At 65.0% G+C, this 21,248-nt stretch carries 20 protein-coding genes; 8 read left to right on the top strand and 12 right to left on the bottom strand.

The features are described 5' to 3' along the window. The first annotated feature begins 604 nt into the window (after positions 1–604). From PSV26_RS01920 to ruvC, 8 genes are all read left to right on the top strand, one after another. Complete coding sequence (locus PSV26_RS01920; RefSeq protein ID WP_300566982.1) at positions 605–1,189, top strand: YqiA/YcfP family alpha/beta fold hydrolase; 585 nt, start codon at positions 605–607, stop codon at positions 1,187–1,189. A 97-nt stretch (positions 1,190–1,286) separates the two neighbouring features. Beyond that, entirely contained in the window at positions 1,287–3,362 is a 2,076-nt protein-coding gene (locus tag PSV26_RS01915; RefSeq protein ID WP_300566979.1) for an RNB domain-containing ribonuclease, read from the top strand. Between the two features lie 18 nt (positions 3,363–3,380). Then, a complete protein-coding gene (locus PSV26_RS01910) occupies positions 3,381–4,229 on the top strand; it encodes a TonB C-terminal domain-containing protein (RefSeq protein ID WP_300566976.1) in 849 nt (282 codons plus the stop codon). Then, positions 4,226–5,098, top strand: a complete 873-nt coding sequence (aroE, locus tag PSV26_RS01905; RefSeq protein ID WP_300566973.1) for a shikimate dehydrogenase — start codon at positions 4,226–4,228, stop codon at positions 5,096–5,098. The genes PSV26_RS01910 and aroE overlap by 4 nt, the downstream gene beginning before the upstream one ends. Further along, positions 5,095–5,853, top strand: a complete 759-nt coding sequence (locus PSV26_RS01900) for a transglycosylase domain-containing protein (protein WP_300566970.1) — start codon at positions 5,095–5,097, stop codon at positions 5,851–5,853. Before aroE ends, PSV26_RS01900 begins: the two co-directional genes overlap by 4 nt. A gap of 17 nt (positions 5,854–5,870) precedes the next feature. After that, positions 5,871–6,467, top strand: coding sequence for a 1-acyl-sn-glycerol-3-phosphate acyltransferase (locus PSV26_RS01895; protein WP_300566968.1), 597 nt, complete (start codon positions 5,871–5,873; stop codon positions 6,465–6,467). Continuing rightward, on the top strand, positions 6,467–7,447 hold the full coding sequence (locus PSV26_RS01890) for a phosphatidate cytidylyltransferase (RefSeq protein WP_300566965.1): 981 nt from the start codon (positions 6,467–6,469) through the stop codon (positions 7,445–7,447). Before PSV26_RS01895 ends, PSV26_RS01890 begins: the two co-directional genes overlap by 1 nt. 166 nt (positions 7,448–7,613) lie before the next feature. Then, complete coding sequence (gene ruvC, locus PSV26_RS01885; protein ID WP_300518014.1) at positions 7,614–8,162, top strand: crossover junction endodeoxyribonuclease RuvC; 549 nt, start codon at positions 7,614–7,616, stop codon at positions 8,160–8,162. Positions 8,163–8,177: 15 nt separating this feature from the next. On the opposite strand, the gene PSV26_RS01880 is transcribed toward ruvC, so the two are convergent. From PSV26_RS01880 to mraY, 12 genes are all read right to left on the bottom strand, one after another. Continuing rightward, positions 8,178–8,354, bottom strand: coding sequence for a hypothetical protein (locus tag PSV26_RS01880; protein WP_300566962.1), 177 nt, complete (start codon positions 8,352–8,354; stop codon positions 8,178–8,180). Positions 8,355–8,375: 21 nt separating this feature from the next. After that, positions 8,376–9,299, bottom strand: coding sequence for a UDP-3-O-acyl-N-acetylglucosamine deacetylase (lpxC, locus tag PSV26_RS01875; RefSeq protein ID WP_300566960.1), 924 nt, complete (start codon positions 9,297–9,299; stop codon positions 8,376–8,378). 466 nt (positions 9,300–9,765) lie between these two features. Next, entirely contained in the window at positions 9,766–10,998 is a 1,233-nt protein-coding gene (gene ftsZ / locus PSV26_RS01870) for a cell division protein FtsZ (protein WP_300518008.1), read from the bottom strand. A gap of 145 nt (positions 10,999–11,143) precedes the next feature. Further along, positions 11,144–12,373, bottom strand: a complete 1,230-nt coding sequence (gene ftsA / locus PSV26_RS01865; protein ID WP_300518006.1) for a cell division protein FtsA — start codon at positions 12,371–12,373, stop codon at positions 11,144–11,146. 4 nt (positions 12,374–12,377) lie between these two features. After that, complete coding sequence (locus PSV26_RS01860) at positions 12,378–13,169, bottom strand: cell division protein FtsQ/DivIB (RefSeq protein WP_300566957.1); 792 nt, start codon at positions 13,167–13,169, stop codon at positions 12,378–12,380. Further along, positions 13,166–14,143 carry a D-alanine--D-alanine ligase gene (locus PSV26_RS01855; protein ID WP_300566954.1) on the bottom strand — a complete coding sequence of 326 codons (978 nt, stop codon included), beginning with the start codon at positions 14,141–14,143 and terminating at the stop codon, positions 13,166–13,168. Before PSV26_RS01855 ends, PSV26_RS01860 begins: the two co-directional genes overlap by 4 nt. Then, entirely contained in the window at positions 14,140–15,573 is a 1,434-nt protein-coding gene (gene murC / locus PSV26_RS01850) for a UDP-N-acetylmuramate--L-alanine ligase (protein WP_300566952.1), read from the bottom strand. The genes PSV26_RS01855 and murC overlap by 4 nt, the downstream gene beginning before the upstream one ends. After that, a complete protein-coding gene (gene murG / locus PSV26_RS01845; protein WP_300566949.1) occupies positions 15,570–16,655 on the bottom strand; it encodes an undecaprenyldiphospho-muramoylpentapeptide beta-N-acetylglucosaminyltransferase in 1,086 nt (361 codons plus the stop codon). Before murG ends, murC begins: the two co-directional genes overlap by 4 nt. Continuing rightward, positions 16,652–16,852 (bottom strand): hypothetical protein, encoded by a 201-nt coding sequence (locus PSV26_RS01840; protein WP_300566946.1) that lies wholly within the window; start codon positions 16,850–16,852, stop codon positions 16,652–16,654. The genes murG and PSV26_RS01840 overlap by 4 nt, the downstream gene beginning before the upstream one ends. Further along, positions 16,849–18,102, bottom strand: a complete 1,254-nt coding sequence (ftsW, locus tag PSV26_RS01835; RefSeq protein WP_300566943.1) for a putative lipid II flippase FtsW — start codon at positions 18,100–18,102, stop codon at positions 16,849–16,851. The genes PSV26_RS01840 and ftsW overlap by 4 nt, the downstream gene beginning before the upstream one ends. Then, complete coding sequence (murD, locus tag PSV26_RS01830) at positions 18,099–19,604, bottom strand: UDP-N-acetylmuramoyl-L-alanine--D-glutamate ligase (protein ID WP_300567009.1); 1,506 nt, start codon at positions 19,602–19,604, stop codon at positions 18,099–18,101. The genes ftsW and murD overlap by 4 nt, the downstream gene beginning before the upstream one ends. Positions 19,605–20,008: 404 nt before the next feature. After that, positions 20,009–21,187, bottom strand: coding sequence for a phospho-N-acetylmuramoyl-pentapeptide-transferase (gene mraY, locus PSV26_RS01825; RefSeq protein ID WP_300517993.1), 1,179 nt, complete (start codon positions 21,185–21,187; stop codon positions 20,009–20,011). Positions 21,188–21,248 lie beyond the last annotated feature (61 nt).

Genomic DNA, 21,248 nt, shown 5'->3' with positions numbered 1-21,248 from the left:
CAGTAGGCGCAACTCCCCACTCCCTCCCCCCGCCCCTCCCTCGCCCCGCTGGGCGATGGCGGGGAGCTTCATTTGGCCGCGTGTGCTGCTGCCACGTGCAAACATCACGGCCGCGTAAGACCGACATGACGCGCCCCGCGCGTCATTCATGTCTCCCCGTATCTGCATCCGTTCCCGCATTTGTTCACCTCCCGTCGGGCTGGGCCGAGCAGCGCAGACGGAGGCGGGATCAGGGCGGCAGTTGTCCGAGCGTAGCGAGTTCTGCCGACCCCCGCCGGAGTCGAGCCGCGCAGGTTGCCCCGAAGCGCAGCGTAGGGGACCCAGACCATCGGGTCGCCTTTTTCTTTGCTTACTTTCTTTTTGGCGACGCAAAAAGAAAGTGAGTTGCCGCCGGGCAACCCCCGGCTTGCTGGCAAACCCACCAAGGCCAAAACTTGTACAGGCGTCGACAAGCTCAACCCGAACGGCGCAACATAACGCTATTAATTCAATAGCTTCTTGCGCTCATGGAACAAGGGCTACAGCCACTTTTATTCAAATAATCCACTACAACCGGCCGCCACAAAGGGACACAAAGGAACACAGGGGGATTTACCATAGCCCCATGCCCACCACCCACCTCCTCTACCTCCACGGCTTCCGCTCCTCCCCCCAGTCCGCCAAGGCCCGGCAGGTCGCCGCGTGGATGCAGGCCCGTCACCCCGAGGTGGTCTGGTGGTGCCCGCAGCTGCCCCCGTCGCCCCGCGAGGCCATGCAAAAGGTGGCCGACGGTATCGCCGGCTGGCCGCGTGACACCATGGCGGTGATGGGTTCGTCGCTGGGCGGCTTCTACGCCACGCATGTGGCCGAAACCTGCGGCTGCAAGGCCGTGTTGCTCAACCCGGCGGTGAATCCGGCGCGCGACCTGACGAAGTACATCGGTGAGCAGACCGCGTGGCACGACCCGAATGAACGCTTTTTCTTCGAGCCGGGGTTTGTCGATGAGCTGCGCACGCTGGCCCATGGCCCCGTCGCGCGGCCGGAAGACTATTTTGCGGTGATCGCCAAGGGCGACGAGGTGCTGGACTGGCGCGAAATGACCGGCCGCTACCCCGGCGCCCGCATCAGGCTGCTCGAAGGCGGCGACCACGCCATCAGCGACTTCGAGCGCCACCTGCCGGAGGTGATGGACTTCCTGGAACTCGCCTGAGGCCGGCCCGGGGCGTCTGATTACACTAGCTGGTACTGCAGCCCGGACGTAGCGAGATGTTCGGTTTGCAGTACCAGAGTAACCAAAGGATGACGTTTTGTTTGTATTGTTTGAAGAGGCCGGCAAGTTTCTGGCTGGCCGCATCCTGTCCGAAGCGGACACCTCACTGCAGGTGGAGCTCGACTCGGGCAAACGTGTCAAGGTCAAGGCCGCCAACGCACTGCTGAAATTTGAAAAACCCGCACCGGCCGAGCTGGTCGCCGCGGGGCAGAAGTTGAGTGCGGAGATCGAGCTGGACCTGGCCTGGGAATTTGCAAGCAACGAGGAATTCGGCTTTGCCGACCTGGCGCGTGACTACTTCAGTGCCGATCCGGCCAAACCGGCCTCCACCGAGCAGCAGGCAGCCGCCCTCTTTCGCCTGTTCGAGGCGCCGCATTATTTCCGCCGCGCCGGCAAGGGGCGCTTTCGCAAGGCGCCGGCCGAAATCCTGCAGCAGGCGCTGGTCGCCATCGAAAAGAAAAAGCAGGTCGTCGCGCAAATCAGCGCCTGGGCCGAAGAACTGACGCAGGGCCAGTGCCCGGCGCCGGTGCGCGAGCAGCTCTACAAGATTTTGTTCAAGCCCGACAAGAACAGCCCCGAATACAAGGCCGTGGTCGAGGCCTCGCGCTCCGCGCACAAGGCGCCGCTGGACCTGCTGCAGCAGTCGGGCGCGATTGCCTCGCCCTACCAGTTTCACTGGAAACGCTTCCTGTTTGAAAACTTCCCGAAAGGCACGGGTTTTCCAGCCGTGCAGGCCCCCGCCATCAGCGACGAGTTGCCGCTGGCGGACGTCCGGGCGTTTTCCATTGACGACTCCAGCACCACCGAGATCGACGACGCGCTGTCGGTGCAGGGCCTGGTGAGTCAGGGAGGCAATGGCACGGTGACGCTGGGCATCCACATTGCCGCGCCGGGCCTCGCGGTGTTGCCGGGCAGCCCGGTGGACGCGTTGGGGCGCGCGCGCCTGTCCACGGTGTACATGCCGGGTTACAAGCTGACCATGCTGCCCGACGAAGTGGTGCAACGCTACACGCTGCAGGAAGGGCGCAATTGCCCGGCCCTGTCGCTGTATGTCACCTTCGACGAAGCCACGCTGGCGATCAGGGAGACGGTGACGCGGCTGGAGCAGGTGCCCATTGTGAGCAACCTGCGCCACGACAAGCTCGACGACACTTTCAACGAGGCTTTCTTCGAAACCGCGCAGGCAGCGCCGCCCGCCGGCGTCCCTTGGGGGGTGGAGCTGGCCTTCTTGCATCGGCTGGCCATGCACCTGAAGGCCCAGCGCGAAGTGGTGCGCGGCAAGCCGGAGAACTTCAACCGGCCCGACTACAACTTTTCGCTCGACATCGCCCCGGGCAGGGAGCCGGAGGGTAACGAGGCAGTCAGCATCAGCATCCGCAAACGCGGGGCGCCGCTGGACCTGATCGTTGCCGAAGCCATGATCCTGGCCAACAGCACCTGGGGCGAGTGGCTGTCCACACATGGCGTGCCCGGCATTTACCGCAGCCAGGCCAGCCTGCTGCCGGGCGTCAAGGTGCGCATGGGTACCAAGGCCCTGCCGCATGCCGGCATAGGCGTCAAGAGTTACGCCTGGGCCACCTCGCCGCTGCGCCGCTACACCGACCTGGTCAACCAGTGGCAGATCATCGCCTGCGTCAAACACGGCCGCACCGCCGCGCTGGCCGCACCGTTCAAGCCGAAAGACGCGGAGCTGTTTTCCATCATCTCCGGCTTTGATGGTGCCTACAGCGCCTACAACGGGTTCCAGGCCGGCATCGAGCGTTACTGGACACTCAAATACCTGCAGCAGAACAAGGTCACCGAGCTCACCGCGACGGCCTTCAAGGACAACCTGGTGCGCGCCGACGAGCTGCCGCTGGTGTTGCCGGCCGCCGGTGCCCAGGGGCTGCCGCGCGGCGCGAAGGTACGCATCCGGCTCGGCGACATCGACGAGATCACACTGGACATCCACAGCACGGTGCTTGAGCGCCTGGACGCCGTGCTGGACGATGCCGGTGCCGAGCAGGTGGCAGAGGAAGACAACGAATCGGAAATCGCCGCCGGTCCGATCTCGATCGCCGTCGATCTGAACGAGCCCGCCGACGACGCTGCTGCTGCTGCGGCGGCAGCTTAGCCCCGATAATCCTCTCCTGTGAAATCTCCCAGCACCCTGCAAATTGCCCTGGGCGTGTCGCTCGCCATTCATGCGGTCCTGCTGACCGTGCGGTTTGTCGATCCGGAACGTTTCAACCGCATTTTTCAGGACACACCGCTGGAAGTGATCCTGGTCAACGCCAAAAGCAACGAGCGGCCCGACCAGGCCAAGGCGATTGCCCAGGCCTCGCTGGCCGGCGGCGGCGAGGCGGAAAAAGGCCGGGCCACCAGCCCGCTGCCGCCATCGGCGCTGACCGAACTGGGCGACGCCAGCGAAGATGCGCAGCGCAAGGTCGAGACCATGCAGGAGCAGCAGACCATGTTGCTGGCGCAGATCAAGAAGCAGCTTGCGGCCATGCCACCGCCTGACCCGAAGGTGCCGTCTGCCGACCCGGCCCAGGCCGAGCGCGAGGAAAAGCGCAAGCAGCTGATCAAGATACTGGCTGAAATCGAGCGCCGCATCAACGAAGAAAATGCGCGGCCCAAAAAACGCTACATCAGTCCCGCCACCCGGGAGGAGGTGTATGCCGTGTATTACGACACGCTGCGCCGCAAGATCGAGGAAAAGGGCACGGTGAACTTTCCCGAGCAGGCCGGCAAAAAGCTGTACGGCGAACTCACCATGGTGCTCACGGTGAACCACGACGGCCGCATCCTATCCACCGAGGTGGCCGAGACCTCGGGCAACCTGACGCTGGACCGGCGCGCGCAGAGCATTGCGCGCAGCACCGGCCCGTTTGACCGTTTCAGCGAGGCCATGCGCCGCAAGGCCGACCAGATCGTGGTGGTCTCGCGTTTCAGGTTCACGCGCGACGAGACGCTTGAAACCAAACTCACCGATCGATGAGCGGCCACATGGATCACTATGGCGTCGTCGGCAACCCGGTGGAACACAGCAGGTCGCCCGCCATCCATGCGCGTTTTGCCGAGCTGACCGGCCAGGCCATGGACTACTGCAAGCTGCTGGCGCCGCTGGACCAGTTCGCGGCGACGCTGCAGCAATGGATGGACAGTGGCGCACGCGGCTGCAACGTCACCGTGCCCTTCAAGTTCGAGGCGTTCCGGCTGGCCGGCACCGCCACAGACCGCGCCGAGCTGGCGCAGGCCGCCAACACGCTGAAGTTCGACGCCGGCCGCATCGAAGCCGACAACACCGACGGCATCGGCCTGGTCAACGACATCCAGAACAATGCGGGCGTCCCGCTGGCCGGGCGGGACCTGCTGCTGCTCGGTGCCGGTGGTGCCGCGGCCGGCGTGCTGGGGCCGCTGCTGACGGCCCGCCCGCGCCGCATCGTCGTCGCCAACCGCACGCAGGCCCGGGCGGCCCTGCTGGTGGCGCGCCACGCCAGCCATCCTTCGCTGCAGAATCTGCTACAAAAAACAGAGCTGGTGGCGCAGGACCTGCAAGGGCTGCAGACCGATTTTGATGTAATTGTCAATGCCACGGCAAGCAGCCTCGGCGGTGCGGCCCTCACGCTGGACCCCTGCGTGCTCAAACCCGGCGCACTGGCCTACGACATGATGTATGGGCCGGCCGCTCAGGGCTTTGCCGACTGGGCGCGGGCCCACGGCGCCGTGCCGCGTGATGGTCTGGGCATGCTGGTGGAGCAAGCGGCCGAGTCCTTCCTGTTCTGGCGCGGCGTGCGCCCGCCGTCTGCCCAGGTGCTGCTGGAAATGCAACAACAACAACAACAACAGCCGAAGGCGCCGGCATGAAGGCCCTGCTGCGCTGGATCCTGCTGGTGCTGCTGGCCGCCGCGGCACTGCAGCTTTATTTTGTCGGCCGCATCGCCCTGATGGCCGTGGTCGATCCGCAGTCCACGGCCTTCCAGCGTTCGGAGGCCTGGCGCCTGGCCACGGAAAAGGGCGAGCTCAAATGGCGCCAGCAGTGGGTGCCCTATGACGAGCTGTCTGCCAACCTCAAACGTGCAGTCATCGCTTCCGAAGATGCGACCTTTGTCGAGCACGAAGGCGTGGACCTGGAAGCCCTCGAAAAGGCCTGGGAGAAAAACGCCCAGGCCGAGCAGCGCGCCGAAAAGGCCAACGGAAAGCTGTCCAGCCGCGCCGCGCCCGCGGGAGCAGCCAAGGTCGCCAAACCAGCCAAGATCGTGGGCGGCTCCACCATCACCCAGCAACTGGCCAAAAACCTGTTTCTCTCGGGCGAACGCACCCTGATGCGCAAGGGGCAGGAACTGGTGCTGACCCTGCTGCTCGAAGCCCTGCTGAGCAAGCAGCGCATCCTGGAAATCTACCTCAACAATGTCGAATGGGGCGAAGGCGTGTTCGGCGCCGAAGCCGCGGCCCAGCACTATTTCCGCAAGCCCGCCGCCAAACTCACCGCCTATGAGGCCGCGCGGCTGGCCGTCATGCTGCCGCGACCCAAGTACTTCGAAACCCGTCCGGGTTCGGGCTACCTGGCCTCGCGCGCGTCCACCATCGCGGCGCGCATGGGTGGGGTGGAGGTGCCGTGAAGATACCCGCAAAAATCATGAGTCTGTTCCTGCTCGGCCTGATCCGTGCGCTGACTGGCGCGCAGGCACGCTGGCAGGGTTGCCCACCCAAGGCCGAACAGCGCATCTATTTCGCCAACCACCAGAGCCACGCCGACCTGGTGCTGATATGGGCCGCGCTGCCCAGCGAGCTGCGCAGCATCACGCGGCCCATCGCCGCCAAGGACTACTGGACCAAAACGCCGTTCAAGCAGTGGCTCACCACGGCCGTATTCAATGCGATCTACGTGGACCGCGCCAAGACCAGCGAGCAGGACCCGCTGGAGCCGCTGATGGACGCCCTGGAAAGCGGCGACTCCATCATCCTGTTTCCGGAGGGCACGCGCGGCAACCAGGAGGAGCCTCAGCCCTTCAAGTCGGGCCTGTACAACCTGGCGCAGAAATTTCCGCAGGTGGTGCTGGTGCCGGCCTGGATCAACAATGTGCAGCGCGTCATGCCCAAGGGGGAAGTGGTGCCGGTGCCCATCCTGTGCTCGGTCACCTTCGGCGTGCCCATGGCGCTGCAGGAAGGTGAGGACCGCAACGCCTTCCTGGCGCGTGCGCGGGACGCCGTGCTGGCACTGAGGGAAAGCTGATGAGCAGTTTTCTGCGCAACCTGAGCCCTTCTCATCAAGTGGGCCTGCTGTTTGTCATGGTGTTCGGCCTGCTGATTGCTGCCAGCATCGCGGCGCTCGTCATGTCACTGCGCGATAACGGCGAGGACGAGATCCGCACGCAGGACATCAAGGAGTTCAGCAGCCTGCTCAACACCTCGTGGATCATGTGTACCGTGTTCTGGATCGGCTGGGCCCTGGGCGAGACGGTGGCCACCTTGCTGTTTGCACTGGTGGCATTTTTCGCGCTGCGCGAATTCATCACCCTGTCGCCGACCCGCCGCGGCGACCACCGCAGTCTGGTGCTGGCCTTTTTTGGGGTGTTGCCGGCGCAGTTCTGGCTGGTCATGACCGAGCGCTTTGACCTGGTGACGGTGTTCATCCCGGTGTATGTGTTCCTGGCGATCCCGGTGGTCAGCGCCCTGGCCAACGACCCCCAGCGCTTCCTGGAGCGCAATGCCAAGCTGCAGTGGGGCATCATGGTCTGTGTGTATGGCATCAGCCATGTGCCGGCCCTGTTGCTGCTCGATTTTCCGGGCTATGGCGGCAAAAACGCCTTTCTCGTCTTTTTTCTGGTGTTTGTGGTGCAGACCGGCATGCTGGTGCAACACCTCGCCGCGCGCAAGTGGCCGCGGCCGCCCACGGCCCCGCAGGTCAGCCAGAGTTTTCACTGGAGCAGCTGGCTGATCGGGCTGGCGGTCGGGGGGTTTGTCGGCGGCTTGATGTCGGGGCTGACACCCTTCAAGCCGGGCCAGGCCGTCGCCATGGCGCTGACCGCCTGCGTGGCCGGCTCGCTCGGCCATCTGGTGATGAAAGCGCTCAAGCGCGACCGCGGCATCACCAACTGGGGCAGCGAAGGCCGGTCGGTCACCGGCGCCAGCGGCTTGCTGGACCGCGTTGACGCCCTGTGTTTTGCAGCGCCTGTGTTTTTTCATTCGGTTCGATGGTATTTTGGCTTATGAGCCTGTTTAACACGATCAGGAAAGTGCGCCTCGCACTACACGCAGCGACCAGCTTAGGAGTTCTGTCTTTATCAGCCAGGGCCGCGGATCCGGCTTTGCCGGGCCGCAGGCGCAGCGCCCCCTCGGGGGGCAGCGCAGTACACGAAGTGACAAGCGTGGGGGCCTAATGCGTATTCTTGGAATCGACCCCGGATTGCAGATCACCGGCTTCGGCGTGATCGATGTGGAGGGCCATGCGCTGAGTTATGTGGCCAGCGGCACCATCAAGACCACGCACCTGGACCGGGGCAACCTGCCGGCGCGGCTCAAGGTGCTGTTCGACGGCATCTGCGAAATCACCGCCCGCTACAGTCCCGACAGCTCGGCGTGCGAGATCGTGTTTGTCAACGTCAACCCGCAGGCCACGCTGATGCTGGGCCAGGCGCGCGGCGCCTGTGTCACGGCGCTGGTCAGCTGCAACATCGAGGTGGCCGAATACACCCCGCTGCAGATGAAAAAGGCGGTCGCCGGTTATGGCAAGGCCGGCAAGCCCGAGGTGCAGGAGATGGTGATGCGATTGCTCAAACTGCCGTCACTGCCGGGCAAGGACGCCGCCGACGCGCTGGGCCTGGCGATCACCCATGCCCATGTGGGCGGTTCCGCGGCGATTCTGGCGCGGGCCACCACGCTGGGCCGCACCTCCACCGCTTCCTTCAAGGACGGCCGGCACCACTGAGGCGCCCGCCCTGGCTCAGAGCAGCCGGTCCGCAATCAGCACGGCAAAAAACACGAAGGCAGCCAGCAGGGTCCATTTGAGAATGGCGAGCCCGGCGTGTTTGTAGCGGACCTGGGAGGTGATCGCATACAGCGCGAAGGATGCGCCGGCCGCAAACAGCAGCAGGAAGATGGCGACACGGAAAACAGCCATGTCAGGTCCTGCGCGAAGGCACTACCAGGCCCGCGCCAGCTGCGCAAAACCCCGGGGTGCGTTTTTTTCATCGTCGAACGTGACGACTTCCCAGGCATCTTCATGCGAAAGCAGCTCGCGCAGCAGCTTGTTGTTCAGCGCATGGCCGGAACGGAAGGCCGTGTAGGCAGCCAGCAGCGGCTTGCCGAGCAGGTACAAATCGCCCATCGCATCGAGGATCTTGTGTTTGACGAACTCGTCGTTGTAACGCAGACCGTCGGTGTTGAGCACCTTGTAGTCATCCATCACGATGGCATTGTCCAGGCCGCCGCCCAGCGCCAGCCCGTTGGCGCGCATCATCTCGACATCCTTGGTAAAACCGAAGGTGCGGGCGCGGGCGATGTCGCGGCTGTAGGAGCCGCTGCCCATGTCGAACTCCACACGCTGGCCGGTGGAGTCCACCGCCGGGTGGTCGAAGTCGATTTCAAACCCGAGTTTGTAGCCGTTGTAGGGCGACAGGCGCGCCCATTTCTCGCTGGCGCCCTGTCCTTCACGCACCTCGACCGGCTTGAGCACACGGATGAAACGTTTCGGGGCTGCCTGCAGTTCAATGCCGGCCGACTGCAGCAAAAAAACAAACGAGGAAGCCGAACCGTCGAGAATCGGCACCTCTTCCGCCGTGATGTCCACATACAGGTTGTCGATCCCCAGACCGGCACAGGCCGACATCAGGTGTTCGACCGTGTGCACCTTGGCGCTACCGCGGGAAATCGTTGAAGCCAGACGGGTATCGGTCACCGCCTGCGCGGAAATGGGAATGTCCACCGGCTGCGGAAGATCCACGCGCCGGAACACTATGCCGGTGTCCGGCGCCGCCGGCCGCAAGGTCAGCTCGACCCGCTGGCCGCTGTGCAGGCCCACACCGACCGCCTTGGTCAGGGATTTGAGGGTTCTTTGCGCGAGCATGGCCTTATTTTAAGTGGGGAGGGTGAACCGTTGGTAAAGCACGGTTATACGGGTAATCGTCCGGGCCGTCCCTGTACAAGCCTTCTGTAGCCCAAGCTGCTGCGGTGTGCCTGCAAGCCGGGACTCGCCCCGGCGGGCGACTTACTTTTCTTTGCTTCGCCAAAGAAACCCAAGGAAAAGAAAGGCGACCCGATGGTCTGGGTCCCTCCGCTTCGCTGCGGGCGACATGCGGTGGGGGATGAAAGCGGGAGCGGATTCGGGTGCGGGAATACATGACGCGCAGCACGTCAAGTCGGAGAACTTGGCCGTCATGTTTGCACGTGCTTGCAGCACACGCAACCAAATGAAGTCCCCCTCCATCGCCCAGCGGGGCGAGGGAGGGGTTAGGGGTGGGAGTGGGGAGTCACGCCCACTGCCCAGGGCGAACCACAGGCGCAGCGTAACGCCTCGGACTTTGAACCCGAGATCAGTCCGCCTGCTTGCGCAGGAACGCCGGAATCTCGAAGTCGTCCATGCCGCCCGACGCCAGCGCATCGACCTTGGCCGCCGCCTGCGTGCGGTTCGTGCGCCACACGCTGGGGACCGCCATGTTGCCGTAATCGGTCTGCGCCGAACCCATGCTGCTGCCGCCCGGGTGGGAACCGCTGACGGTGGCGCCGCCGAGCGCCATGTTGAGCACCGGCATGTTGTCCGTGCCGGTACGCAGCACCTGCAGCGGAGGCGCCGTGCGGCGCATGCCCTGGCGGCTCAGGCCGGTGGCGACCACCGTGACGCGGATGTCCTCGCCGAGGTCGTCGTCGTAGGCCGTACCGTAGATCACATGCGCATCGGGTGAGGCGTAGGCGCGGATGGTGTTCATCGCGAGCTTGGACTCGTTGAGCTTGAGCGAACCCTTGGCGGCGCTGATCAACACCAGCACACCCTTGGCCCCCGACAGGTCAATGCCTTCGAGCAACGGGCAGGCGACGGCCTGTTCGGCGGCGATGCGTGCGCGGTCCGGGCCGTTGGCGCGGGCCGTGCCCATCATGGCCTTGCCGGGCTCACCCATCACGGTGCGCACGTCTTCGAAGTCAACGTTCACATGGCCGGGCACATTGATGATCTCGGCAATGCCGCCCACCGCGTTTTTCAGCACATCGTTGGCATGGGCAAAGGCCTCGTCCTGCGTCACGTCGTCACCCAGTACTTCGAGGAGTTTCTCGTTGAGAACCACGATCAGCGAATCGACATTGGCCTCCAGCTCGGCCAGGCCGAGGTCGGCATTGGTCATGCGGCGTCCGCCCTCGAACTCGAAAGGCTTGGTCACCACACCGACGGTGAGGATGCCCATTTCTTTCGCAATGCGTGCAATCACCGGCGCGGCGCCGGTGCCGGTGCCGCCGCCCATGCCGGCAGTGATGAACAGCATGTGCGCACCGGCGATGGCGGCGCGGATGTCGTCCACCGCCATCTCGGCCGCGTCACGGCCCTTCTCGGGCTTGCTGCCTGCACCCAGGCCGCTGCCGCCGAGCTGGATCTGCTTGTGGGCGCTGCCGCGGCCGAGCGCCTGCGCGTCGGTGTTGGCGCAGATGAACTCCACGCCCTGGACGTTGCGTTCAATCATGTGTTCGACCGCGTTACCGCCGCCGCCACCCACACCGATCACCTTGATCTGCGTGCCCTGGTTGAACTCTTCGATTTCAATCATTTCGATGCTCATGTGAGCCTCCTATCCATATGTTGCAGTTGCCAAAAAATTTTTTATTCGTTTCTTTTCAGGAGCAAGCACCCTCACGCAGGGGGATCGGCGCCCCCCGAGTGGCTGCAGCGCAGACTCCGCCAGATAAAAGCCGGAAATTTTTTCATCAGAAGTTCCCCACCAGCCAGTCCTTGACCCGGCCAAAAGCGTTGTGAACACTGCCCGCCTTCTGCGCGACCCGGTGCCCGCGCATGCGTGCCAGCCGGGCTTCCTCAAGCAGCCCCATGACGGTAGCGGCACGCGGCTGGGCCACCATGTCCGACAGCGCGCTGGAATAGCGCGGGATGCCGCGCCGCACCGGCTTGAGAAAAATGTCTTCACCGAGTTCGACCATGCCCGGCATGACCGCGCTGCCGCCGGTGATCACGATGCCGGACGACAGCACCTCCTCGTAACCCGACTCGCGGATGACCTGCTGCACCAGCGAGAAAATTTCCTCGATGCGCGGCTCGATCACGCCGGCCAGCGCCTGTTTGGACAGCATGCGCGGACCGCGGTCGCCCAGGCCGGGCACTTCCACCTGCTGGTCCGGGTCGGCCAGCAGCTGCTTGGCAAAACCGCTTTCGACCTTGATGTCCTCGGCGTCCTTGGTCGGGGTGCGCAGCGCCATCGCGATGTCACTGGTGATCAGGTCGCCGGCAATCGGAATCACGGCCGTGTGGCGGATCGCACCGCCGGTGAAAATCGCCACGTCGGTGGTGCCGGCGCCGATGTCGACCAGGGCCACACCGAGCTCCTGCTCGTCGCGGCTGAGCACCGAGAGGCTGGAGGCCAGCGGGTTGAGCATCAGCTGGTCCACTTCAAGGCCGCAGCGCCGCACACACTTGATGATGTTTTCAGCCGCGCTTTGCGCGCCGGTCACGATGTGCACCTTGGCCTCCAGCCGGATGCCGCTCATGCCGATCGGTTCGCGCACGTCCTGGCCGTCGATGACAAACTCCTGCGGTTCGACCAGCAGCAGGCGCTGGTCGGTGGAGATGTTGATGGCCTTGGCGGTCTCGATCACGCGGGCCACGTCGGCCTGCGTGACTTCCTTGTCCTTGACCGCCACCATGCCGCTGGAGTTGATGCCGCGGATATGGCTGCCGGTGATGCCGGTGTACACCCGCGCGATCTTGCAGTCGGCCATCAGTTCGGCTTCCTTGAGCGCCTGCTGGATGCTCTGCACCGTGGCGTCGATGTTGACCACCACGCCGCGCTTGAGCCCGTTGCTGTAGGCGATGCCCAGGCCGGCGAGCTTGAGCTCGCCGCCGGGCAGGACCTCGGCCACCACCGCCATGACCTTGCTGGTCCCGATGTCCAGCCCCACCACGAGATCTTTGTATTCTTTCGCCATATCTTTACCTTTTTGCTTTCCTGTCCTCTTTGCCGCCCAACACCGTGGTGGTGACGCCTCGGAGCTTGAGTGCATACCCGTTGCTGTAACGCAGGTCGGCCGACTCGAGGTTGCGGCCGAACCTGCTGGACACCTGTGTCAGCGTGGCGGCGAATCGCTCGGCACGGCTGTGGATCTCGTCGGGGGAGCCCAGCCCCAGCTCGATGACCACGCCGTCCTCGAGCCTGGCCCGCCAGCTGCCGCGGGCCGTCAGCTCCAGCAACTCCAGTCGGGTGTCCATTTTTTCGAATACCGGGGCCAGCCGGCGGTAACCCGCCAGCACCAGTGCGGCCTGGCCCTGCGGTCCGTTGAGCAGCGGCAGATCCTCGGCCTCGACGTCGCCCTGGTTGGCCTCGAACACCTCGCCGTAGCTGTTGACCAGGCGGGCGTCACCCTCCAGACCCCAGAAGGCGATGGCCTGGTGTTCCTGCAGCACGACCCGCAGCCGGTTGGGAAACTCGCGTTGCACCACCGCCTTGCGCACCCAGGGGACACTCTCGAATGCCGCTTGCGTGCGGACCAGATCGGCGGTGAAAAAATTGCCCGTCAGCTTGGGCACGACATTGGCGCGCAGCGTGACCGCGTTGTTGTGACCGAGGTCACCGCCAACCCGGATGGCGGTGAGGCGAAACAGGTTCTGCTGCAGCAGCCACGACACCCCGAAGGTCACCAGCATGCCCGCAAACGCCAGCCCCAGCACCAGCGATGTGGTGTTCATGAGCTTGACGTCCAGCGGGACAGGCAGGGTTTGGCTCACGCAGCGCCTCCCTGTGTTCTCGGGTTGTCCAGGCTGGCCGTACGCAGCACGTCCAGGCACAGGTCTTCATAACTGATGCCGGCCGCGCGTGCCGACATCGGCACCAGCGAGTGGCCGGTCATGCCGGGCGAGGTGTTGATCTCCAGCAGGTAGGGCTGGCGGGTCTTGCCGTCGATCATCACATCAAGGCGGCCCCAGCCGCGGCAGCCCAGCAGGCGGTAGGCCTTGAGCACCAGCGCCTGGATCGCCGCTTCCTCGCCCACCGGCAGCCCGCAGGGCACCAGGTACTGCGTGGTGTCGGTGAAGTACTTGTTCTGGTAGTCGTAGTTGCCCTCGGGCGCCACGATGCGGATCACCGGCAGGGCCCGCGCGCCATCCCCCGTTCCCAGCACCGGGCAGGTCACCTCGTCACCACTGATGAACTGTTCGCACAACACGTCGGCATCCATTTGCGCCGCCTGCTCCACCGCGTCGACCATGCCGGAATAGCCGGCCACCTTGACCACGCCGATGGAGGAACCCTCGCGCGCCGGCTTGACGATCAGCGGCAGCCCCAGGTCGTCGGGGACGGCAATCACCTGCTGGCGCTCAAAGGCGCCCCGACGCAGCAACAGGTATTTCGGGGTTGCCAGGCCCTCGGCCAGCCAGATGCGCTTGGTCATGACCTTGTCGATGGCGATGCTCGACGCCATCACGCCAGAGCCGGTGTAGGGAATGCCCATCAGCTCGAGCGCGCCCTGCACCGTGCCGTCTTCACCAAAGCGACCGTGCAACGCAATGAAGCAGCGGTCAAAGTTCTCGCGCTTGAGCTCGCCGAGCTCACGCTCTGCCGGGTCGAAGGCGTGGGCGTCGACGCCGCGCGAACGCAGCGCCTCCAGCACCCCGCGGCCCGACATCAGCGACACCTCGCGCTCGGCCGAGTGCCCACCCAGCAGCACCGCCACCTTGCCAAATGGGGAGTCTTTCAGGCTCACAGCCCTTGTCCTTCCTGCGCAGAACGCTCTGTTTTTTGTAGCAAATCGACGACCTTGCCGGGCACCGCACCAATCGTGCCGGCCCCCATGCACAGCACCACGTCGCCATCGAGGGCGTTGTCGGCAATCGCCTGCGGCATGGCCTCGATGTCGTCAACAAACACCGGCTCGACCTTGCCGGCCACCCGCAGCGCGCGCGCCAGCGAACGGCCGTCGGCCGCCACAATCGGCGCCTCGCCGGCGGCGTAGACCTCGGACAGCAGCACGCTGTCGGCCTGGCCGATGACTTTCACAAAATCTTCGAAGCAGTCACGCGTGCGGGTGAAGCGGTGCGGCTGGAAGGCCAGCACCAGGCGCCGGCCCGGGTAGGCGCCGCGCGCTGCCGCCAGCGTGGCGGCCATCTCGACCGGGTGGTGGCCGTAGTCATCGATCACGGTAAAACTGCCGCCGGCCGGTGCCGGCACGTCGCCGTAATGCTGGAAGCGCCGGCCCACGCCCTTGAATTCGGCCAGTGCCTTCTGCACCGCGGCGTCGGGGATGTTGAGTTCCACCGCGATGGCGATGGCCGACAGGGCATTGAGCACGTTGTGCTCGCCAGGAAGGTTGAGCACCACCGGCATGTCGGCAAGAATCACGCCGTTGCGCCGCTGCACCGTGAAGTGCATCTGCCCGCCGACGGCTTTCACGTTCACCGCGCGCACCTGCGCGTCTTCACCAAAGCCGTAACTGGTAATGGGGCAGGACATCTGCGGCACGATCTCGCGCACGGCCGCATCGTCGGTGCACAGGATCGCCGTGCCGTAAAACGGCATGCGGTGCAGAAAATCAATGAAGGCCTTCTTCAGGTTGCCGAAGTCGTGGCCATAGGTTTCCATGTGGTCGGCATCGATGTTGGTCACCACCGCCATCACTGGCAACAGGTTGAGGAAGGAGGCGTCCGACTCGTCGGCCTCGACCACGATGTAGTCGCCCGAACCCAGCCGGGCATTGGCGCCGGCGCTGTTGAGCCGCCCGCCGATCACAAAGGTTGGATCCAGCCCGCCTTCGGCCAGCACGCTGGCGACCAGGCTGGTGGTGGTGGTCTTGCCGTGGGTGCCGGCAATCGCAATGCCCTGCTTCAGGCGCATCAGCTCGGCCAGCATCAGCGCACGCGGCACCACCGGAATGCGTTTTTCGCGCGCCGCCAGCACCTCCGGGTTGTCCGGCTTGACCGCCGTGGAGGTGACCACCGCGTCAACGCTGGCCAGGTTGTCCGCGGCATGCCCGACAAAGGTCTGGATGCCCAGCCCGGCCAGGCGTCGCAAGGTGGCACTGTCGGACAGGTCGGAGCCGGAGATCACGTAACCGAGGTTGTGCAGAACCTCGGCAATGCCGGACATGCCGGAGCCGCCCAGGCCGATGAAGTGAATGTGTTTGATCGCGTGTTTCATGTCGCCAGCTCCTCGCAGGCGGCCACCACATTGGCGGTGGCATCGGTTTTTTGCATCTTTTTGGCCTGCAGCGCGCGCTGCAAAAGCGCTAGCCGCTCTGTTTTTTGTAGCATGTCTGCCAGAAATTCGGGTGTCAGGTCGCGCTGCTGCACCAGCCAGCCGCCGCCGTTGTCCACGAGAAAGGCGGCGTTGCTGGTCTGGTGGTCGTCCACCGCAGCCGGAAACGGCACGAACAGCGCCGCGGCGCCGATGGCCGCAATTTCAGTGACGGTGCTGGCACCGGCGCGGCAGACCACCAGGTCGGCCTCGGCGAACGCCCGGGCCGTGTCATTGATGAAGGGGGTGAGTTCGGCCTGCACGCCGGCGGCGCGGTAGTTTTCGCGCAGCGCCTCGATTTGCCTGGCGCCGCTCTGGTGAATGACCTGGGGACGCTGCGCCTCGGGTATCAGGGCCAGGGCCTGCGGCACGATGCGGTTCAGCGCCTGCGCGCCCAGACTGCCACCGACCACCAGCAACCTCAAAGGCCCGCGGCGACCGGCAAACCGGGCCGCCGGGTCGGGCTGCTGGGTGAAGGCCGGGCGCAGGGGGTTGCCGACCCAGGCCGCGTTTTTCAGCACGCCGGGGAAAGCCGTGAAGACCCGGTCGGCCACACCCGCCAGTACCTTGTTGACGAGCCCGGCAACCGAGTTCTGCTCATGCAGCACCAACGGTTTGCCCAGCAGCACACTCATCAGGCCGGCCGGAAAGGCGATGTAGCCGCCCAGCCCCACGACCACGTCGGGCCTGACGCGGCGCACGACGGCCATGCTTTGCCAGAAGGCCTTGAGCAGGCGCAGCGGCAACAGGGCCAGCGTGGCCACGCCCTTGCCGCGCACACCCGAAAACTCAATGCTCTCAAAGGGAAAACCGCGCGGCGGCACCAGCTGGCTCTCCATGCTGGGATGGTCGGCTGTGCCCCTGCCACCCAGCCAGTGCACACGCCAGCCACGCTCACGCAGCGCCTCGGCCACGGCCAGGCCCGGAAAGATGTGGCCACCGGTGCCACCAGCCATGACGAGCGCGCATTTGCTGATATCGCTCATGCTTGTTGCCTCCGGCACTTCAGCACAATGCGCCCCGTCAGGCGTCGGCAACGCATCCCATTCGCTTTACTGTCGATCCCCATCAAGATGGGGCCCCTCGCCAGGTAGCTCATGGTCGCCCTCCGCGCATCAACCAAGCCGCTTTGCGCCTTGGGGCGCTGCGCGCCGAGCCAGTTTTGGTGAAACAGGCTTTTCATGCGCGGCCTCCGCGCATCAAAAGCCTGTTTTCATAATCAATCCGCAGCACCACCGCGAGAGAGATCAGGTTCATCAGAATCGCCGAGCCGCCGTAACTCATGAGCGGCAGGGTGAGGCCCTTGGTCGGCAAGGCGCCGAGGTTCACGCCCATGTTGATGAAGGCCTGGAAGCCGATCCAGATGCCCACACCCTGCGCGACCAGGCCGGCAAACAGGCGGTCCAGCGCAATCGACTGGCGGCCGATGTGCATGATGCGGCGAGTCATCCACATGAAGGCGCCGATGACACACAACACGCCAAGGAAGCCGAACTCCTCGCCGATCACGGCCAGCAGGAAGTCGGTGTGGGCTTCCGGCAGCCAGTGCAGTTTTTCGATGCTGCCGCCCAGGCCCACGCCGAAAATCTCGCCGCGCCCAAAGGCAATCAGCGAATGCGAGAGCTGGTAGCCCTTGCCCAGCGCGTACTTGTCACTCCACGGGTCCAGGTAGGCAAAAATGCGCTCACGCCGCCAGTCGCTGAGCATCACCATCAGGGCAAAGGCGATCACCACCACGGTGGCGATGACAAAAAACATGCGGGCATTGACACCGCCGAGGAAAAGTATGCCCATGGCGATCACGGAGATGACCATGAAGGCGCCCATGTCCGGTTCGGCGAGCAACAACAACCCCACAATGCCAATCGCAACGGCCATCGGCATGACGGCGCGGAAAAAGCGCTCCTTGACCTCCATCTTGCGCACCATGTAGTCGGCGGCATACAGCAGCACCGCAAACTTCGCGAGCTCCGAGGGCTGGAAGTTCATGAAGCCCAGCGAGATCCAGCGGCGCGCGCCATTGACGCCCTTGCCGATGAAGGGAATCAGCACCAGCATCAACATCACCAGCGAGGCCACGAACAGCCAGGGAGCGATTTTTTCCCAGGTCGAGACCGGCACCTGGAAGGTCAGCAGGGCAATGGCAAAGGCCACCCCCAGCGACAGCGCATGGCGCAGCAGGAAGTGGGTGTGTGCATAACGCGAGAATTTCGGGTTATCCGGCATGGCGATGGACGCGGAGTACACCATGACCAGGCCCCAGACCAGCAGGGCCACCGTGACCCAGATCAACGCCTGGTCCACTCCCGACATGCGTACCGGCGCCGATTCGGAACGCGAGCGGCGCTGGCCGCCCAGCCGGACTGGCAACCCCTCGGGCGCTGCCCCGCCGAGGCTGGAGAACCATCCGGAAAGACGGGCGGCCACCGTCATGACAGTACCCCCGCATCCTGGGCGAGCGCCTGCACGGCGTCGCAAAACACCTGAGCACGGTGCCCATAGTTGTCGAACATGTCAAAACTCGCGCAGGCCGGCGACATCAACACCGCATCGCCGGTGTGCGCCTGCCGGGCCGCCAGTTCCACGGCGGTCTGCATGGAATCGGCATCGAGCAGCGGAACACCCGTGCCCTCCAGCGCGGCACGGATCAACGGCGCATCGCGACCGATCAGCACGACCGCCCTGGCATGCTGGCGCACGGGTGCGGCCAGCGGAGAAAAATCCTGCCCCTTGCCTTCCCCCCCGGCGATCAGGACCAGCTTGCGTTCGGCGCCCAGGCCAGTCAGCGCCGCCACGGTGGCGCCCACGTTGGTGCCCTTGCTGTCGTCAAAATACTCGACGTCGCGCACCACCGCAACCGGCGTCACGCGGTGCGGCTCGCCGGTGTATTCACGCAAGCCGTGCAGCATGGAAGCCATGGTGCAGCCCGCCGTGCCGGCCAGCGCCAGCGCGGCCAGCGCGTTGGTGGCGTTGTGGCGGCCGCGCAGGCGCATGGCCTCGACCGGCATCAGGCGCTGGATGTACAACACCACTTCTTCGTCCTTGCGGCGCTTGATCGTTTCATCCGCCTCTGCGGCACGCACCAGCCAGGCCATGCCATTGACGGTTTCGATGCCATAGTCACCCGGCCGCTGCGGGGCCTCCAGCCCAAAGCTCACATACTCGCGCCACTTCGGCTTCTGCAGCTTGAGGCGGACCGGTTCTGGCAGCATGGCCATGACCGCCGCATCATCACGGTTGAGCACCAGCAGGCCCCGGCTGCCAAAGATGCGCGCCTTGGCCGCGCCGTAGGCCTGCATGGTGCCGTGCCAGTCCAGATGGTCCTGCGTCAGGTTCAACACCGCGGCAGCGGTGGGCTCGAAGCCCTGCACACCGTCGAGCTGGAAGCTCGACAGCTCCAGCACCCAGACCTCGGGCAGGCTGCCCGCATCGAGGTGCCCGGCCAGCATGTCCAGCAGGTTGGGACCGATGTTTCCCGCCACCGCCACGGTCTTGCCGCCATGGGCCACCAGCTGGCCGGTCAGCGCGGTCGTGGTGGTCTTGCCGTTCGTGCCGGTGATCGCCAGCACCTTGGGGGCGTAAGCGCGTTCACCCTGCAGCTCGTGCAGGGCGCGGGCGAACAGGTCCAGCTCCCCGCCTGTCCACAGGCCGATGGCCTGCGCCGCCTGCCAGACCGGAGCAAACACGACAGGCGACAGGCCCGGGCTCTTGAAGACGGCGCGGATGTCGGTGCCCTCGACCAGACCGGACTCGAAAGCGCCGGCGCGGAAAGCGACCTGGGGCAGATCGGCCAGCAAGTTGGTCAGCTGGGGCGGGCTCTCGCGGGTATCGGCCACCGTGACACGTGCACCCTGGCGCACGCACCAGCGCGCCATGGCCAGCCCCGAAGCACCCAGGCCGAGAATGAGGACATGCAGGTCGCGCAACGCCGACACCGGCGCCTGGCCGGATGACCCGGCGGCGGCAGCGTCGCCTTCCGCGTCTTCCTGCTCGGTTTCGTCGGCCGGCGGCGGCACGTGGACCTCGGGAGCGATTGGCGCGGCCTGATCGGGCGTACTCACATCGGCGAACAATTGCGCGACAAACTCGGCCGCATCGCGCGCGGCCGTCAGGGTCTCCGGCAGGGACCGTGCAGCCGCTTTGCCCGACACCCCGGTACGGCCCGGACCCGCGTCTTCCAGCGCGGCCTGCAGCACCGGCTCCTCCCCGGGCGTTTCCGCTGGCAATGCCGGCGCCGCATCCTGCGCCGGCACAGGCTCGGCCGCCAGTCCATGCACCGGCGTCACCTCCGCTGGAGGCTGTCCGGGCGCATCGCCGGGGTGGGGAGATTCGTTGGTATTCATCTCAATTTCAGGGTCGACAGGCCGACCAGGCACAGCAACATGGTGATGATCCAGAAGCGCACGACCACCTGCGTTTCCTTCCAGCCGCTCTTCTCGAAATGATGGTGCAACGGAGCCATACGAAACAGGCGCCGACCTTCGCCAAACCGCATGCGGCTGTACTTGAAATACATCACCTGCAGCATCACCGACAGGGCTTCGACAACAAAGATGCCGCCCATGATGGCCAGCACGATTTCCTGGCGCACGATGACCGCAATCGTCCCCAGCGCGGCGCCCAGCGCCAGCGCGCCCACGTCGCCCATGAAAACCTGCGCGGGATGGGTGTTGAACCACAAAAAGGCCAGGCCGGCGCCAGCCATGGCCGAGCAGAAAATCAGCAATTCCCCCGAACCCGGGATGTGCGGAAAAAACAGGTACTTTGAGTAGACGGCACTGCCCGTCACATAGGCAAACACACCGAGCGCCGAGCCGACCATCACGACCGGCATGATCGCCAGCCCGTCCAGCCCGTCGGTCAGGTTCACCGCATTGCTGGAGCCGACAATCACGAGGTAGGTGAGCAGCACAAATCCAAACACGCCGAGCGGGTAACTGATTTCCTTGAAGAAGGGCAGCTGCAACCCGGCCTTGGGCGGCAGGTTCACGTCAAAACCGGATTGCACCCAGCTCATGAACAGCTCCAGCACCCGCAGGTTGGAACTTTCCGAAATGCTGAACACCAGGTACAGGGCGGCAAGCAGCCCGATCACCGACTGCCAGAAGTATTTCTCCCGCGAGCGCATGCCTTCGGGGTCCTTGTGCACCACCTTGCGCCAGTCGTCGGCCCAGCCGATGGCGCCAAACCCGAGCGTGACGATCAGCACAATCCAGACAAAACGGTTGCTCAGGTCAAACCAGAGCAGCGTGGACATGCCGATGGCCAGCAGGATCAGCACGCCGCCCATGGTCGGGGTGCCGCTCTTGCTCAGGTGGGTCTGCATCGCATATTCACGGATGGGCTGGCCAATCTTGAGATGCGTCAGGCGGCGAATCACAAAGGGTCCGGCGATCAACCCGATCAGCAAGGCTGTCAAGGCGGCCATGACCGCGCGAAACGTCAGGTACTGGAACACCCGGAAGTAGCCGAACTCGGGGGTCAGGGTTTGCAGCCACTGGGCCAGGCTAAGCAGCATGGGGGACCTCCTGCCGAGCCGCCTCAAAGGAGGCGCACGCCCCTTCGGGGGGCAGTGAACG

Source organism: Polaromonas sp. (assembly GCF_029945685.1).
Lineage (GTDB): Bacteria > Pseudomonadota > Gammaproteobacteria > Burkholderiales > Burkholderiaceae_C > Polaromonas.
The sequence above is the reverse complement of the archived record's forward strand: the minus strand, read 5'-3'. Positions and strand labels throughout refer to the sequence as shown.

Bases quoted from the DNA above. Each gene is read 5' to 3' on its own strand.
- PSV26_RS01920 (WP_300566982.1), top strand. From the start codon at position 605: ATGCCCACCACCCACCTCCTCTACCTCCACGGCTTCCGCTCCTCCCCC.
- aroE (WP_300566973.1), top strand. From the start codon at position 4,226: ATGAGCGGCCACATGGATCACTATGGCGTCGTCGGCAACCCGGTGGAA.
- PSV26_RS01900 (WP_300566970.1), top strand. From the start codon at position 5,095: ATGAAGGCCCTGCTGCGCTGGATCCTGCTGGTGCTGCTGGCCGCCGCG.
- PSV26_RS01895 (WP_300566968.1), top strand. From the start codon at position 5,871: ATGAGTCTGTTCCTGCTCGGCCTGATCCGTGCGCTGACTGGCGCGCAG.
- PSV26_RS01890 (WP_300566965.1), top strand. From the start codon at position 6,467: ATGAGCAGTTTTCTGCGCAACCTGAGCCCTTCTCATCAAGTGGGCCTG.
- ruvC (WP_300518014.1), top strand. From the start codon at position 7,614: ATGCGTATTCTTGGAATCGACCCCGGATTGCAGATCACCGGCTTCGGC.
- PSV26_RS01880 (WP_300566962.1), bottom strand. From the start codon at position 8,354: ATGGCTGTTTTCCGTGTCGCCATCTTCCTGCTGCTGTTTGCGGCCGGC.
- lpxC (WP_300566960.1), bottom strand. From the start codon at position 9,299: ATGCTCGCGCAAAGAACCCTCAAATCCCTGACCAAGGCGGTCGGTGTG.
- ftsZ (WP_300518008.1), bottom strand. From the start codon at position 10,998: ATGAGCATCGAAATGATTGAAATCGAAGAGTTCAACCAGGGCACGCAG.
- ftsA (WP_300518006.1), bottom strand. From the start codon at position 12,373: ATGGCGAAAGAATACAAAGATCTCGTGGTGGGGCTGGACATCGGGACC.
- murC (WP_300566952.1), bottom strand. From the start codon at position 15,573: ATGAAACACGCGATCAAACACATTCACTTCATCGGCCTGGGCGGCTCC.
- murG (WP_300566949.1), bottom strand. From the start codon at position 16,655: ATGAGCGATATCAGCAAATGCGCGCTCGTCATGGCTGGTGGCACCGGT.
- PSV26_RS01840 (WP_300566946.1), bottom strand. From the start codon at position 16,852: ATGAAAAGCCTGTTTCACCAAAACTGGCTCGGCGCGCAGCGCCCCAAG.
- ftsW (WP_300566943.1), bottom strand. From the start codon at position 18,102: ATGACGGTGGCCGCCCGTCTTTCCGGATGGTTCTCCAGCCTCGGCGGG.
- mraY (WP_300517993.1), bottom strand. From the start codon at position 21,187: ATGCTGCTTAGCCTGGCCCAGTGGCTGCAAACCCTGACCCCCGAGTTC.